This is a genomic window from Amycolatopsis sp. NPDC028719 (assembly GCF_055565395.1).
This window is the reverse complement of sequence record NZ_JBVHUL010000007.1, coordinates 320,061-334,837: the sequence shown is the minus strand read 5'-3', so window position 1 is coordinate 334,837 and position 14,777 is coordinate 320,061. Positions and strand designations below refer to the sequence as shown.

General features: G+C 72.4%; 12 protein-coding genes. 5 read left to right on the top strand and 7 right to left on the bottom strand.

What is annotated here, in order from left to right:
- Nucleotides 1-5 precede the first annotated feature (5 nt).
- Genes ACZ4TR_RS32240 through ACZ4TR_RS32225 form a run of 4 tightly spaced genes read left to right on the top strand, consistent with a single transcriptional unit; the run spans nt 6 to nt 3,049 of the window.
- Nucleotides 6-1,196, top strand: coding sequence for a cytochrome P450 (locus ACZ4TR_RS32240; protein WP_465291284.1), 1,191 nt, complete (start codon nt 6-8; stop codon nt 1,194-1,196).
- 7 nt (nt 1,197-1,203) lie between these two features.
- Complete coding sequence (locus tag ACZ4TR_RS32235; RefSeq protein WP_465291282.1) at nt 1,204-1,407, top strand: ferredoxin; 204 nt, start codon at nt 1,204-1,206, stop codon at nt 1,405-1,407.
- Nucleotides 1,404-2,555 carry an NAD(P)/FAD-dependent oxidoreductase gene (locus ACZ4TR_RS32230; RefSeq protein ID WP_465291280.1) on the top strand — a complete coding sequence of 384 codons (1,152 nt, stop codon included), beginning with the start codon at nt 1,404-1,406 and terminating at the stop codon, nt 2,553-2,555. Before ACZ4TR_RS32235 ends, ACZ4TR_RS32230 begins: the two co-directional genes overlap by 4 nt.
- Nucleotides 2,552-3,049: a flavin reductase family protein gene (locus ACZ4TR_RS32225; protein WP_465291278.1), complete on the top strand. Its 498-nt coding sequence runs from the start codon at nt 2,552-2,554 to the stop codon at nt 3,047-3,049. Before ACZ4TR_RS32230 ends, ACZ4TR_RS32225 begins: the two co-directional genes overlap by 4 nt.
- Before the next feature lie 149 nt (nt 3,050-3,198).
- Here the strand turns inward: ACZ4TR_RS32225 and ACZ4TR_RS32220 are convergent, their stop codons facing one another.
- From ACZ4TR_RS32220 to ACZ4TR_RS32195, 6 genes are all read right to left on the bottom strand, one after another.
- The gene (locus ACZ4TR_RS32220; RefSeq protein ID WP_465291276.1) at nt 3,199-3,600 is read right to left on the bottom strand and encodes an aconitase X swivel domain-containing protein; all 402 of its coding nucleotides are present in this window, start codon (nt 3,598-3,600) and stop codon (nt 3,199-3,201) included.
- A complete protein-coding gene (locus tag ACZ4TR_RS32215) occupies nt 3,597-4,874 on the bottom strand; it encodes an aconitase X (RefSeq protein WP_465291274.1) in 1,278 nt (425 codons plus the stop codon). Before ACZ4TR_RS32215 ends, ACZ4TR_RS32220 begins: the two co-directional genes overlap by 4 nt.
- Nucleotides 4,871-6,211: an MFS transporter gene (locus ACZ4TR_RS32210; RefSeq protein WP_364513681.1), complete on the bottom strand. Its 1,341-nt coding sequence runs from the start codon at nt 6,209-6,211 to the stop codon at nt 4,871-4,873. The genes ACZ4TR_RS32215 and ACZ4TR_RS32210 overlap by 4 nt, the downstream gene beginning before the upstream one ends.
- A 56-nt stretch (nt 6,212-6,267) precedes the next feature.
- Nucleotides 6,268-7,914 (bottom strand): dihydroxy-acid dehydratase, encoded by a 1,647-nt coding sequence (gene ilvD / locus ACZ4TR_RS32205; RefSeq protein WP_465291272.1) that lies wholly within the window; start codon nt 7,912-7,914, stop codon nt 6,268-6,270.
- A 15-nt stretch (nt 7,915-7,929) separates the two neighbouring features.
- Nucleotides 7,930-9,219, bottom strand: a complete 1,290-nt coding sequence (locus ACZ4TR_RS32200) for an FAD-dependent oxidoreductase (RefSeq protein ID WP_465291270.1) — start codon at nt 9,217-9,219, stop codon at nt 7,930-7,932.
- A gap of 71 nt (nt 9,220-9,290) precedes the next feature.
- Nucleotides 9,291-10,238 carry a LysR substrate-binding domain-containing protein gene (locus ACZ4TR_RS32195; RefSeq protein ID WP_465291268.1) on the bottom strand — a complete coding sequence of 316 codons (948 nt, stop codon included), beginning with the start codon at nt 10,236-10,238 and terminating at the stop codon, nt 9,291-9,293.
- A gap of 513 nt (nt 10,239-10,751) precedes the next feature.
- On the opposite strand from ACZ4TR_RS32195, the gene ACZ4TR_RS32190 reads away from it, so the two are divergent.
- Entirely contained in the window at nt 10,752-11,855 is a 1,104-nt protein-coding gene (locus ACZ4TR_RS32190; RefSeq protein WP_465291266.1) for a DUF5005 domain-containing protein, read from the top strand.
- Nucleotides 11,856-11,924: 69 nt separating this feature from the next.
- Here ACZ4TR_RS32190 and ACZ4TR_RS32185 read toward each other — a convergent pair whose 3' ends face one another.
- Nucleotides 11,925-14,771 carry a glycosyl hydrolase family 95 catalytic domain-containing protein gene (locus ACZ4TR_RS32185; RefSeq protein WP_465291264.1) on the bottom strand — a complete coding sequence of 949 codons (2,847 nt, stop codon included), beginning with the start codon at nt 14,769-14,771 and terminating at the stop codon, nt 11,925-11,927.
- Between the last annotated feature and the right edge of the window lie 6 nt (nt 14,772-14,777).

Sequence of the window (14,777 nt, the reverse complement as noted above, 5' to 3'; positions counted from 1 at the left end):
CCGCCGTGTCGCACGCTCATCCACCGACGCTCGACTTCGACCCGTACGACCCCGCCCTGACCGAGCCGACGGTGTGGAGCGCCTACACCGCCGCGCGCGCCGCGAACCGGGTCGTCCGCTCGGAGCGGCGCGGCGGGTTCTGGCTGGTCACCCGGTTCGACGACGTCCGCGAAGTGCTGCGGGACCCGGCCACCTACTCCTCCGCGTCCGGGCACCGCCTGCCGGTCAACGGGACCCAGCGCGCCATCCCCATCGACTTCGACCCCCCGGTGCACACCGCCTACCGCCGCCTGATGACAGAGGCGCTCTCCCCCGGCCGGGTCCGGCGGCTCAAGCCGTTCCTGGAGCGGACCGTCACCGACCTCGTCGCCGGTTTCGCCGCCCGCGGCGGCGGGGACTTCGTCCGCGAGGTCGCCCTGCCGCTGCCGCTGCGGGTGCTGACCGAGGTCGTCGGGTTCTCGGCGGACACCGTCGAGCGGTTCCGGGAGCTCACCGAGCGGATGTGGGACAGCATCGCCGCCGACGACGACCGCGTCGACTTCGCGGCCGTGGACCGGGACATCCACGAGCTCATGCACCACGAGCTCGCCGAACACCGCGCGGCCCGGCCGGACGACTTCATCACGGCCCTGCTCGACGCCGAAGCCGACGGCCACCCGATCACCGCCGGCGAGCAGGCCGGCATCCTCGCGACGTTCGCGGTCGCCGGGCACGAGACGACGATGAACTCCGCGAGCTCACTGGTCCACCTGCTGGTCGAACACCCCGAGCACCAAGAGCGGCTGCGGCAGGACCCGGCCCTCGCGCCCCGGTACGTCGAGGAGATGCTGCGGCTGCGCAGCCCCGCGCAGGGTGCGGCCCGGCGGACCACGTGCCCGGCCGAGCTCGGCGGGACCCGGCTGGCCGAAGGCGACGCCGTGCTGGCCTCGCTCGCCGCCGCCAACCGGGATCCGGACCGGTTCCCCGACCCCGACCGCTTCGACCCCGGCCGCGACGCCCGCGGCCACCTGGGCTTCGGCTGGGGCATCCACCAGTGCCTCGGCGCGGCGTTGGCCCGCACCGAACTGGCGATCCTGCTGACGACTTTGGCCGGCTACCCGCCGCTGCGGCGGGACGGCGCGGCGACCTGGACCGGCCTTCGCGGCGGCTCCCACTTCGGGCCCGCCGCCCTGCCCGTGCGCTTCGAGAAGGGGTGAGGCCGCGATGACCTACCACGTCGACGTGGACACGACGCTCTGCAGCGGCTACGGGAACTGCGTCGTCGCGGCGCCCGACGTCTTCGACCTCGACGAGGACACCGCTCTCGCCGTCGTCCGGGACGGCCACCCGGTGGCGGGCGACGACGCCGCCCTCCGCGAAGCCGAGGCGGACTGCCCGGCCCGGGCGATCCGGCTCTCCGCCCGATGACCGCGCCGGCGGTCATCGTCGGCGCGTCGGTCGCGGGAGTCCGGGCCGCCCAGGCACTCCGCACCCACGGGTTCGACGAGGACATCGTCCTCCTCGACCGGGAACCGTGGCTGCCCTACGACAAACCGGCGCTGTCGAAGGAAATGCTGACCACCTCGGCACCGGCACCGGCCCTGCTCCCGCCCGGCGCGCTGCGCGACCTCGGCGTCGACCACCGGCCGGGACACACCGCGACCGGCCTCGACCTCGCCGACCGGCGGCTGGCCACCACCGGCGGCCCGCTCCGGTTCGGCCCGCTCGTCCTCGCCACCGGGGCCCGGCCCCGCCGGATCCCGGGGCTGGACGGCCGGGCCGGGGTGCACTACCTGCGCACCCGCGAGGACGCACTGGCCCTGCGAGCCGACCTCGCCCGCGGCTCCCGGCTCGTCGTGGTCGGCGGCGGGTTCGTCGGCGGCGAGGTCGCCGCCTCGGCGCGCGCACTCGGCCTCGACGTCACGATCGTCGAAGCGGCGCCCCGGGTCCTGGCCCGGGTGCTGCCTGCACCGGTCTCCGACCGGGTCACGGCGCTGCACCGCGACCACGGCGTGCGGGTGCTGTGCGGGCGTGGCGTGACCGCGGCCCGCGGCGGTGACCGGGTCGAGGCCGTCGAACTCGCCGACGGCACCCGCCTCGACGCCGACATCGTCGTGGTCGGCGTCGGCACCGTCCCGGCCACCGGGTGGCTCGAAGGATCGGGGCTCGACGTTCTCGGCGGCATTCGGTGCGGGCCGGACTTCGCGGTCGCCGACGCGGTCTGGGCGATCGGCGACTGCGCCCGCCGGCTCGACCCGGTCACGGGCCGCGAAACGCGTACGGAGCACTGGACCGCCGCCCGCGAACAGGCCTCCTGGGTCGCCCGCGCGCTGACCGGCACCCGCCCGGCCACGGAATTCACCACCTCCGGCGACGTCTGGTCCGACCAGCACGGCGTGCGGATCCAGCACGTCGGGCGCGGCGACGCGGCCACCACCACGACCAGCCGGGACGGCCTGTTCCTGCACCACGACGGCGGCGAGCTGGTGGGCGCCACCGCGTTCGACGCACCGCGCGAGCTGCTCGCGATCCGGCGGCGGCTCACCGCACGGACCCCGGAGAGGACACGACCATGATCACGATCGGCGGACTCGACCAGAAGGCGCTGCGGCACGCGTTCGGCACCTGCCCGAGCGGGGTGGTCGCGGTCTGCGGGGTCGACGGCGACGTCCGGGTCGGCATGGCCGTAAGCACCTTCGTCCCGGTATCGCTCGATCCGCCGCTGGTCGCGATCTGCGTGCAACGGGCTTCGCGGACCTGGAAGGTTCTGCGCACGCTGCCCGCACTGGGGATCAGTGTGCTCGCCGACGGCCACGAAGCGGCCGCCCGCGCATTGGCCGCCCGCGACGGCGACCGGTTCGCGGGACTGGCCACCGCGGCGACCCCGGAGGGCGCCGTGCACGTCCTCGGTGGCCCCACCCGGTTCGTGTGCACGCTGGACACCGAATTCGAGGCGGGCGACCATCTGATCGCCACCCTCGGCGTCCGCGGCGCCGACGCCGAGCCCGCCGTGGGCCCGCTGGTCTTCCACCGCAGCCGGTTCGCCCGGCTGGAGAGGAGCGCCCCGTGAGCACGTCGGCCAGGCCACGCCGACGGCCTACCGCGACCGGGCTCAGGCCGCGCGGGGCGACCGGCCGGTCGCGGTGCTCGCCGCGAACTCCCCCGTCTCGCTCGAAGCGCACAAGACAGTCAAGCGCTCGGCTGCCGATCATGGGCGCACTAAAGGATCTCCACGAGGCCGTGGTCGGCGTCGAGGCGGAGGCGGTCGCCGGTGTGGATCACCTCGACCGGGTCGTGGTCGAGGTCGCTCAGCGCGGGCACCCGGGTCACCACCGCGCCCAGTGCCACCTTCGTCGTCACCACCGTGAAGATCATGCCCAGCGGCGCCGTGCCCAGCAGGCGGGTCGACTGGAAGAACCCCGACCAGCCCGACGATCCCTTCGCCCCGGGGAAGACGAGGATCTTTCCGGTGAAGCACACCCCGTGCAGTTCGTGGCGGCGCTCGATGATCGTCCCGGTGGCCGGGTCGATGCCGCCCCAGCCCGAGATCGTCTCGTGCGACACCAGCGCTTCACCCTCGACGACGCCGGGGACGATCGTCCGGCCGCGCAGGACCGTCATCGCAGGTCACCTCGCCAGCGCCCGGTGACCGCGGCGTCCACGCAGTCCTCCAGGGAGCCGAACCACGCCTCGATCCCGAGGATCGCGGGCAGGTAGTGCGCCTGTTTCGCCGAGTCGGTGGCGAAGACGCGGGTGCCCGGCGGCGCGACGCGGGACATGGCCGGGCACGAGTCCGCGAGCAGTCGCCCGCCCGCCGCCTCGATCACGGCCGTGTAGCCGCTGCGGTCCGCGACCGCCTTGAGTGCCCGGGGCGTCATGATCCACAACTGCGTGCCCGAGTGCAGCCGCTTGCCGTCCAGGGCGCGGGCGGCGGCGCGGATCTGGTCGATCGACGCGTGCGGACAGCCCAGCAGCACGAAGTCGACGTCGGTCGAGCGGCCCTGGTCGTTCAGCGTCTCGTAGACCTCGCGCCGCTCCCGGGGTCCATAGTGGACGGCGGAAGGCGGGCGGCCGGCGAAGGCCGCTTCGACCGTCGGTGCCTCGGGCGTGATCCCCGGCAGGTGGTACAGCTCGACCCCGCCGGAAGACGCTGCGGCCGCGCCGAAGTGCTTCAGGTCCACCAGATCAGGCCGCGGGAACGCCCCGGTGACCACCGGGCGTTCGTCCTGGACCAGCCCGCCCGCGAAGTAGCCGAGCATGCCCCAGTCCATGAAGTCGCGGACGCCCGCGTCCACTTCGACGAGGTGCGTGCCGAACCGGTTTTCCGGCAGGTGGTTGCCCCAGCACGGGATCTTCCCGGTCAGCGACGCCGCGCCGGTCGACGTCCCGCCTTCGCAGTTGGTCCGGGCGCCGAGCACGGAGTTGGCGTACACGACCGCGGACGACTCCATCCACGCGCAGTGCTCGCCGCGGACCGGGAGGTTGCCGACCTGGTACGGCGTGCAGGTGGCGAGGATGTTCACCCCGCGCCGCCCGTAGAACGCTTCGGCGTCGCTCTGCAGCTCGACGAACTCCTTCGGGTAGGGCACCACGCCGACGGAATCCGGGCCGAAGCCCTGTTGCAGCTGGCAGGTCGGCACTCGCATGTCGGGGATCTCGACGACGTCGTCGCAGTCGAGGTTGAGCACCGCGAACGCCTTGTTCCAGCCGCCTTCGGCCACCAGCTTCGCCTTCACCGGGGACGGCTGGGTGCTCGTCCCGGCGACGTTGCGGGTGTCGCACAGGTGCTCGGCACCCAGCGCGTCGCCGTAGCGGATGAGCAGGTCCATGGCCGCCGCGACCGCGGGCCCGTCGGCGCCGTCCCGCATGGCCTTTTCGTCGTCGGTGAGGATCACGGCGCGACCTCCTGCCGGGCGGCCGCCGGGACCGGGTCGGCGACGCCGTTGGTCTCCGGACCCCGGCGCACGGCCTCGAACATCAGCAGGCCGCCGAAGACGATCAGCGCGATCGGGGTGAACTCGTACGGCATGATCGAGCTGAGCGCCAGCAGCCAGAAGGTGTAGAGCCCGGGCAGGATCAGCCCGAACATGTAGCCGATGCCGTACCCGCTCGCCCGCACGGATGCCGGGAACCGCTCGTTGAGGTACACCAGGATGACGCCGAGCGGCGCGGACGGCAGGACCTTCGCCACCACGGCGATCAGCCCGATCACCCACGTCGGCGCCCCGGCCCGGCCGGCCACCGCGAGCACCGCGAACGCGCCGCCCACGACGAACGTGAGCACCAGCGCCCAGCGCATCAGCAGCGCGCGCCGGCCGATCCGCTGGCCGACCGCGGCGAGCACCAGGATCAGGACGATCGTGAGGACCGAGCTGATGATCTCGACCGTGGAGGACATCCGCGGGCTCTGGTCCAGCACCTGCACCAGCAGGGTCGGCAGGAACGACACCGACATCTGGGTGGCGAACCAGTACCCGCAGGTGAACAGGAAGACGCTGAAGAACAGCGCGCGGTGCGTGGTGAACAGCTCCGCCACGGGCTGCCGCCCCGTGCGGCGCCCCCGGAACACCGAGTCGTCTTCCTTCACGCCGCGGTAGTGCCACAGGTACACCAGGCCGAGCACGAACCCGAGGAAGAACGGGATCCGCCAGCCCCAGGACAGGAAACCGCCGTGGGGCAGGACGTCGAGCAGGCCGAGCAGGAGCAGGTTGATCACCAGGAACGAGCCGGGTGCGCCGACGCCGATGAGCCCGCCGACCCGGCCGCGCCGCGCGGGCTTCGCCTGTTCCAGCGCGAGCGGCATCGGTGCGGCGTAGCCGCCGGCGAGGAAGATCCCGCCGATCAGCCGCAGCACGGCGAACACGGCGATCGCGCCGTAGTTCCACACCGCGTAGCCGGGCAGCAGCCCGATGAGCAGGGTGACGATCGTGAAGCCCCAGCCGCTGATCATGGTCACGGGCTTGCGGCCGATCCGGTCGGACAGGTTGCCGAAGATGACGCTGCCGATCGGCCGCGCGAGCAGCCCGACCGTGAACAGCAGCGTGGTGAACGTCGCGCGGATCTCCGGCGACAGGTTCGCTGGCATGAAGTACGCCATGGCGGCCGGCAGCACGAGCGCGGGCAGGTAGACGTCGAAGCTGTCGACGAACATCGAGAACGCGCCGCCGCGGGCGGAGCGCCGTTCGTCGGCCTCGGTGATGACGGTGGACGGGGGGACTTCGGGCAGCGCCATTGCGGCCTCCGGGTCGTGGGGGTGCCTTGGTCGGGGGGTGCGGAGGGGCTCTCGTGTCAAGGACGCAGCACGGCTCCTTGGCCAAGGGGGCGCACGGTGCGCCGGTAGACCGACAACCAGCCGGTCTCGTGGTGGTCCGTGACGGGCTGCGGCTTTCGCGCGGCGAGTTCGCCGGGCTCGACGCGCAGCTCGCAGACCCGTCCGGGCAGGTCGATGTGGACGGTGTCGCCGTCGCGGACGAGGGACAGCGGACCGCCGTCGGCGGCTTCGGGACGGACCTCGCCGACGACGATGCCGCGGTTGACGAGCCCGGACAGCTGGCCGTCGGTGACCACGGCGACCTGGCCGGTGAGCCCGGCGCGGTCGAGGGCGAAGACGATCTGCGACGCCATGCCCATGCCGGGCCGGCCCCGCGGTCCGAGCCCGCGGACGACCACGACGTCGCCCACGGTGATCCTTCCGTCCGCCAGCGCGGCGACCGCGTCCTCCTGGCTTTCGAAACACCGTGCGGGGCCGGTGAAGGCGGCCGGCCGCTCGTCGCCGACCGCGAGCTTGACGATCCCGCCGTCGGGGGTCAGCGACCCACGGAGGACCACGATCAACGGCTCGGTGGTGAACGGCCGGCCGGCCGGGCGGATGATTTCCGGGTCCGCGACCTCGGCCGCGGCGACGTTGTCGCCCACCGTGGAGCCGCTGACGGTCATCGGCGCCGGGTCGATCAGGTCGCCGAGCTGTTTCAGCACCGCCCGCGCGCCGCCCGCGGCCTCGAACTGCTCGATGAGGTGCGGCCCGTTCGGCCGGACCGCGGACACCACCGGGGTGTCCGCGCCGAGCTCGGCGTAGAGGCCGAGGACGTCGACGTCCACATCGGACTCTTCGGCCACCGCCTGCAGGTGCTTCACGGTGTTGATCGAGGCGCCCACCGCGAGGGCCACGCGGACGGCGTTGCCGAACGTGGCGGCCGTCATGATCCGGCGGGGGCGCAGGTCCTCCTCCACCATCCGCACGATGCGCGCCGCGGCGGCGTCGGCCGCGGCCCACATCGACGGCGAGTTCGCCGCGACGGGGGTGGTTCCCGGCAGCGCCATGCCGAGTGCTTCGGCGACGACGTGCATCGAGTTGGCGGTCCCCATGCCGGGACAAACGCCGGGGCCGCCGACGGCGCCGTCGCTCATCTCGGTCAGCTCGTCCACAGTGGACTTGCCGCAGGCGTGGAGGAAGACGTCCTCGATGTCGCAGTGGCCGCCGCGGAAGCAGCCGCTGGGCTGGTAGCCGCAGGCGACGAGCAGGGTCGGGAGGTCCAGCCGCCCGGCGGCCATCAGCTGGGCCGGTGCGGTCTTGTCGCAGCTGGCCAGGCAGACCATGCCGTCCAGCTGCGCGCCCTCGACGCCGACTTCGATGTCGTTCACGATGAGGTCCCGCGCCGAGAGGATGTACCCGCCGCCGTGCCCGGCCGAGTGGATGAAGTCGCTCGGCGCGGTCGTGCGCACCTCGAACGCCAGTCCGCCGGCGGCCGCGATCCCCTGCTTGACCCGCGCCGCGATCTCGTCGAGGTGGCTGAAGCAGATCGCCAGATCCGACGAAGAGTTGACGACGGCGATCTTCGGCTTGCGGAGGTCTTCGTCGGTGAGCCCGAGTGCGCGCCACTGCGCGCGGCGGGTCGCCCAGCGGACCGAGCCGGGCGGGAAGTCGCTGCGGACCATCGCGTTTCCTCCGCTTCAGTTCTCGAGGTTGGGGGCCAGCCGGCCGGCCAGCTCGCCGTGGTCGACGTCGTGCACGCTGTCCTTCCCGGCCAGGTCCAGGGCGTGCGCGGCGGCCATGCCCATCGCCCCGCACGGTCCCATCACGCGCACGCTCGACAGCGCGGCCGCGTCACCGTCGACGCACCGGCCCGCGACCAGGACGTTGTGGACGTCAGGCGGGGTCATCGAGCGCAACGGGACGTAGTGCACGTGCTCGGGCCCGAACGTCTCCCACACGTAGCCCTCGGCCGTGTCGTGCAGTTCCACCGGCCACGCGGTCCGCGCGACCGCGTCGGGAAAGCGCGTGCCGGCCCGCACTTCGTCGAGGGTCAGCTGGTGCACTCCCTGCGCCCAGCGCGTCTGCCGCCGGCCGGGGAGTCCGTAAGCCCGGACGCGGGCGCTCCCGAACGCCTCGGGGAACTCCGCCCGCAGGAACGCCACCACCCGATCGGCCTGGGCCTTGCCTTCGAGCTGGGCCTGGGCCGCGGCGATCGGCTCGAGCGGGGCCTCGATGTGCGTCATGTTGAGCACCGAGGTCCCCCGGCCGGGGAAGTGGAAGGCGAGCCCGTCGTGCCGGCGCAGGCCGTACTGGGCGGCTTTGGCGCCGACGCGCTCGGCCAGCTCGTCCGGCTCGGGCGCGGCCTGCTCGGCGACGTGCTCGACGACGAGCTGCTGCGAGCCGTAGATCTCGCGCTCCGGCAGGCGGCACGGCAGTCCCGCCTCCCAGACCAGGGAGGCGTCCCCGCTCGCGTCGACGAACCCGGTGGCGGCGACGTCGACCGGGCCGTACCTGGTCGCGAAGGTGACCGAGTCGATGCGGTCGCCGCCGCGCACGACGCCGGTGATCGCCGCGCCGGTGATCACCCGGATGCCGTGCTCCCGCACGGTGTCTTCGACCCACCGGCCGAGCGCCACTTCGTCGTAGCCGACCGTCATCGTGTGCCGTCGCTGCCGGAAGAGGTCGCCCGTGGCGTCCAGGTCGCGGAAGATGTCGTCGAAGATCCCGTGCGTCAGCTGGCGGTAGTCCGGGGCGTTCCCGAACACCCCGCAGAACAACCCGATCAGGGAGTTGACCATCTGGCCGCCGAGCACCGGCAGCGCGTCGACGAGCACGACGTCGCGGCCGAGCCGGGCGGACTCGATGGCGGCGGACAGCCCGGCGATGCCGGCGCCGACGACGCAGACGTCGGCGGCGACCTGGTGGGCGCTCGCGCCGGCGGGCTTGCGGACGGTGTGGACCTTCAGCTCGGTGAGGGGGTGCGGCATGGATCACACGCTAGGTCGCGGTGCCGCGCCCCCGGAAATAGAGAATCGCGCTGCGGGAGTATCAGCCGGAGTTATACCCGGAGGTCGCGAGCGAGGTCGGTCAGCACGGTCCGGAGCCAGCGGTGGGCCGGGTCGCCGTCGTAGCCGGCGTGCCACCAGAACCGTTCCACGATCGGTTCCGGATCACCGGGACACGGCAGGACGCGCAGGCCGAGACGTCCGGCGACGCGCGTGGCGAGACGTTCCTGCAGGAGCGCGACCCGGTCGGTCCCCGCCACGAAGTGCGGTACGGCCTGGTAGCTCTCGACGCGGACGCGGATCTTCGGCTGGATGCCGAAGAGCGCGAGCTGACGGCTCATCGGCGCGGCGGGCGGGAAGCCGCGATCCGGCTGGAACGGCGCGACCCACGGCATGGCGGCGAGCTGTTCGAGGCCGAGTTCGGCACCCACCCCGGCGTTCGCCGCGTCGACCACGCAGACCCAGCGGTCGGTGAACAAGGCGACCGAGCGCACGTCGGGCAGCTCGAAGCGGCCGGCCGGGGGTGCCACCATCCCGTCGATCAAGCGGATCGTGTCCGCGATGTCGCTCGCGAACGCCTCCCGCACCAGCCGGACGTGCAGCTGGACGTCCGGCGCCTGCTCCGCGAGCAGCGCGGACAGCCGCGAGCCCAGCACCTCGATCGTGTAGTCCGCCATGAACAGCGTGAACTCGCGGGCGGACGCACCGGGGTCGAAGTCGTGACCGGTCCCGAAGAGCCGCTCCGCGCCGGTGCACACCGCCTCGACCGGGTCGGCCAGCTGAACGGCGAGCGCGGACAGCACATAGCCGTTCCCGGACCGCACGAGCAGTTCGTCGCCGAAGTGCCGGCGCAACCGGGCGAGCGCGGCACTCGCCGCGGGCTGCGACACCCCGAGCCGAGCCGCCGCCCGGGTGACGTTCCGCTCCCGGAGCAGCTCCCGCAGCACCACCAGCAGGTTGAGATCCAGGTTCGCCAGGTGAACGGCGGAATGCCTCGCCACGGTGGGACTATAAATCAGGCTGACACCCTTCGCAGCGATCCCTGGGTGCTCGGACGGGCCGTGTAACGCGTGTTCTTCGCAGCGAAATTACCGTCGGCGCACCGTCGTCCGGGACCTGCTTCCTGCTCATCGGCGTCCTGCTGGCCGCCTTCGCCGGCGCCGGCGGCCTCCTGATGGCCGGCCGCGCCTTCTCGGGACTCGGCACGGGCGCAGCCGCCGGCACGACCGTCGCGCTGATCTTGAAGCTCCGCGAACGGCGCGGCGTCGTCGCCGGGGTCATCGGTCTCGTCAGGCTCACCTCGGCCAAGCGCCAGGCCGCACCCGTCCCGTACGGCATGCCGTACCCGCCGGCCGGGCCTGCCGGATTCACCGGCGACTCGTGGCAATCAGGCGGAAACCGACGCGCTCTTGACCACGTTTCTGTCCTGCTCCATGCGTTGACAACGCTGACAACGCGGCCCGACACTGAAGCCGTTGTCAACGTTGTCAGCCTCGTCGGAGAGGACCGGGCTCATGATCGCCCGCCGCACCTTGGCGCTGTGCGCCGCCGTCATCGCCTCGCTCGCCCTGGCCGGGCCCGCCGCGGCAGCCGGCCGGCCGCTGCGGATCGTCGGCGCGCAGGCCGACACCGCGCTCACCCAGCGCTGGCAGGACTTCGGCCGCCGATCCGGCGTCGGCTGGGCCGCGGGCGACGGCACCTACTCCACGACGCTGCCGTCCGGACTGGTCGCGTGGCTGTTCAACGACACCTTCTTCGGACCGGTGCGCGCCGACGACAGCCTGCCCGAGTCATCGCCGTTCACGCACAACTCGGCCGTACTGTCCACATCGGACGCGAAGCACCTGCTGACGACCATCGCACCCGGCCCGCCGAAGCACCCGCGATCGCTCGTCGGGCCGACGCCGCAGAGCCCGGGCGTGCCGAACGACCACTGGTACTGGAACGGCGACGGCATCGTCGACGGTGGCAAGCTGCGCGTCCTCGAATTCGAGCAGCAGCCGACCGACGACCCGCCACCGTTCAACTTCGCCTGGACGCGCACGAAGCTCGCGACCCTCGACCCGCACACGTTCCGGCTCGAAAAGCTGACCGACGTGCCTTCGGCCGGCGGCGTCCAGTGGGGCACCGAGCTGATGCGGGACGGCGCGTGGACCTACATCTACGGCGTCGAAGGGGACGGCTTCACGAAGTACCTGCACCTCGCCCGCGCCCCGATCGGCCGGCTCGACGGGCCGTGGCAGTTCCGCACCGCGGCCGGCTGGACGGGCGACCCGGCGGCGTCGGCGCGGCTGCTCGGCAACGTCGGCAGTTCCTTCGGCGTCACCCCGGTCGGCGGCGAATACCTGCTGACGACGTTCGACTCGGGCCTGACCGACACCATCCACGCCTACCACGCGAGGACCCCGGCCGGTCCCTTCACCGGCGGCGAGACGGTGTACACCGCGCCGGAGGCCGGGAACGGCCGCTACACCTACAACGTCGCCGCGCACCCGGAGATCAGCCGGCCGGGGCACCTGGTCATCTCGTACAACACGAACAGCGAGAAGCTCGCCGACCTCTACGCGAACATCGACAACAACCGGCCCCGGTTCGTCGACCTCCAGCTCTCCCGATGACAGCCCCGCCCCGGGCGGGGCACTTCGAGGGTCCGGTCGACGGTGTCCCGGATCGCGTGGCCGGCCTCCTCACCCGCGCTGGAGCTGGAAAAGCTGGTTGGCGGCCCCGGTCACGGTCCACTGCGAGATGCGCGCGCCGTCGGCGGTCGACGCGCTCCACACGTCCATCGCGAGGCCGCTCGCGCGGTTGACCAGGCTCACCACGCCGCCGCCCTGGTCGGTCACCCGCCACTGCTGGGTCGTCGCGCCGGTGTCCGGCTGCTGCGTGATGTCGGCGCCGGTGGCGGTGGACGCGACCTGGAGGACCAAACCGCTGCCGCGGGATCGGATGCGGTGGAAACCGCCGTCCGAAGCGAGGAAGTCGAACTGCTGGTTCGGTCCGCTGGTGGCCTGCCACTGGATCAACGCCGCCCCGGCACTGGTGGAGCCGCCGTTGATGTCGGCCGATTTGCCGCTGTGCTGGGCGACGAGCCGGTAGTTCACCCCGGGTTCCACCACCGGTGGCGGTCCGCCGAGCGCGGTGGCGCGGTAGGTGTGGCCCGCTTGGCCCGCGAAGCGGACCAGATCGGCCTCGACGGTCACCGGCTGGACCTTGGCGCCGCTCGTGGTGTCGAGCACTTCGTAGGTCGCCGTGAACATCCGGCTGCGGACCTTGACGTCGCCGTCGCGGTCCGGCGTGATGGTCAGCTGCGTCGCCGAGCCGCTGCTCCAAGCCGCGCCGACCGTGTAGCCGCCGCGGCCGCGCAGGCCCGTGACGCTGCCGGCCGGCCAGGCCGGCGGCAGCGCGGGCAGCACGTGCAGCTCGCCGTTGTGGCTGTGCAGCAGCAGTTCGGCGATGCCGGACGTCGCGCCGAAGTTGCCGTCGATCTGGAACGGCGGGTGCAGGTCGAACATGTTGGGCGCCAGCCGGTCCGTGCGCACGAGGAGCCGGAGCAGGTCGTGTGCCTTGGCGCCCTCTTCCATCCGGGCCCAGTAGTTGATCTTCCAGGCCAGTGACCAGCCGGTGCCGTCGTCGCCGCGCAGTTCGAGCGTCTTGCGGGCCGCGGTGAACAGCTGGGGCGTGCCGCGCTTGCTGATCTGGTTGCTGGGGTACAGCCCGTACAGGTGCGAGATGTGCCGGTGGGTCCGCTCGGTCTCCACCCAGTCGTAGAGCCATTCCTGGACGTTCCCGCGCGAGCCGACCTTCATCGGCGCCAGCCGCTGCCGGGCCGCCTTGACCTGGTCGGCGAAGGCGGCGTCGACGCCCAGCACCTGGCACGCGCCGGCACAGCCGTCGAACAGGTCTCGGAGGATCTGCATGTCCATCGTCGGCCCCGCGCACACGGACGCGTTCGCGTGGTGGTTCAGCTCGGGCGAGTTCGACGGGTTGGTGACCAGGTAGCCCAGCGAGGGCTCGGTCACCAGGGTGTCGAGGAAGAACTGGGCGGCGCCCTTCAGCAGCGGGTAGCGCGTGCGCAGGAACTCGACGTCGCCGGTGAACCGGTAGTGGTCCCAGATCATGGTGGCGAGCCAGGCCCCGCCGGTCTGCCACATGCCGGCCTGCGCGAAGTCCACGATGGAGGATCCACGCCAGCCGTCGGTGTTGTGGTGGGTGACCCAGCCGCGGGCGCCGTACTCGACCTGCGCGGTGCGGGCTCCGGTGACCGCGAGGTCGGAGATCATGGCGAACACCGGTTCGTAGCACTCGGCGAGGTTGGTGACGTCGGCCGGCCAGTAGTTCATCGGCAGGTTGGCGTTGAGCGTGTACTTCGATTCCCACGACGGGTTCAGCTGGTCGTTCCAGATGCCCTGCAGGTTGGCGGGCTGGGTGCCCGGCCGCGAGGAGGAGATCAGCAGGTAGCGCCCGAACTGGAAGAGCAGGGCGGCGAACTGCGGGTCGCTGACACTGTTGTGCTGGGCGATCCGGACGTCGGTCGGCTGGTCGGCCGCCGCGGTGCGGCCGAGGTCGAGGGTGGTCCGCCCGAACAGCTTCTGGTAGTCGGCCACGTGCCGGCTGCGCAGCGCGTCGTAGGAGAGCGCCTGGGCGGCGGCCAGCCTCGACCGCGCGATGCCCTGATAGTCCCCGTTCACCGTGCGGTAGTCGACGTAGCTGGTGCCGACCGAGATCAGCAGCGTCACGGCGTTGGCGCCGGACACCCGCAGCGTGCCACCGGAACTGCTGGTGCTCCCGCCCTCGGCGGTGGCGCTCACCTGGGCGAGGAACCGGACCGAACCGGCGATGCCCCGGCTGTCGCTCGAAACGCCGTCCAGCGCGATGGCGGTGCCGTTCGGGCTGGACGTCGTCGCCCGCTGCGGGGTGCCCAGCGACGCCGAAAACGAGATCGAGCCGGGTGTCTCGGCCGTCAACCGCAGGACGATCACCTGGTCCACGGCGCTGGCGAACACTTCGCGCCGGTACCGCACGTTGTTCGCGACGTAGGTGACGACCGTAGTGGCCGTGGTGAGGTCGAGCCAGCGCTGGTACGAAGCGGCGCTGCCGCCGGAGAGCGCGAGGCTGAGGGTGCCGACGGGCTGGTACGGCTGCTGGGCGGCCGGGGAGCCGAGCATCTTCTGGTCGATCAGGGACTGCGCCTGCGTCCACTGGTTCGAGAACACCAGCTGCCGGATCTGCGGCAGCGCCCCCGCGCCCTGGGTGTTGCTGTAGTCGTGGGGGCCGCCCGCCCAGACCGTGTCCTCGTTGAGCTGCAGGCGTTCGGTGTCGGTGTTGCCGTACACCATGGCGCCCAGCCTGCCGTTGCCGATCGGCAGCGCGCGCAGCCACTCGGTGCCGGCCGGTTTGTCGTACCACAGCGCGAGGTCGTTCACCGCCCGGACGTCCGCGGGCGCGGGCGAGCCGGGCCGCGCCGTCGCCGTCCACACGAGGGGCACCACCGCGGCGCCCAGCCGGATCGCCTGTCTCCGGGTCAGGTCGGGCATCTGCGT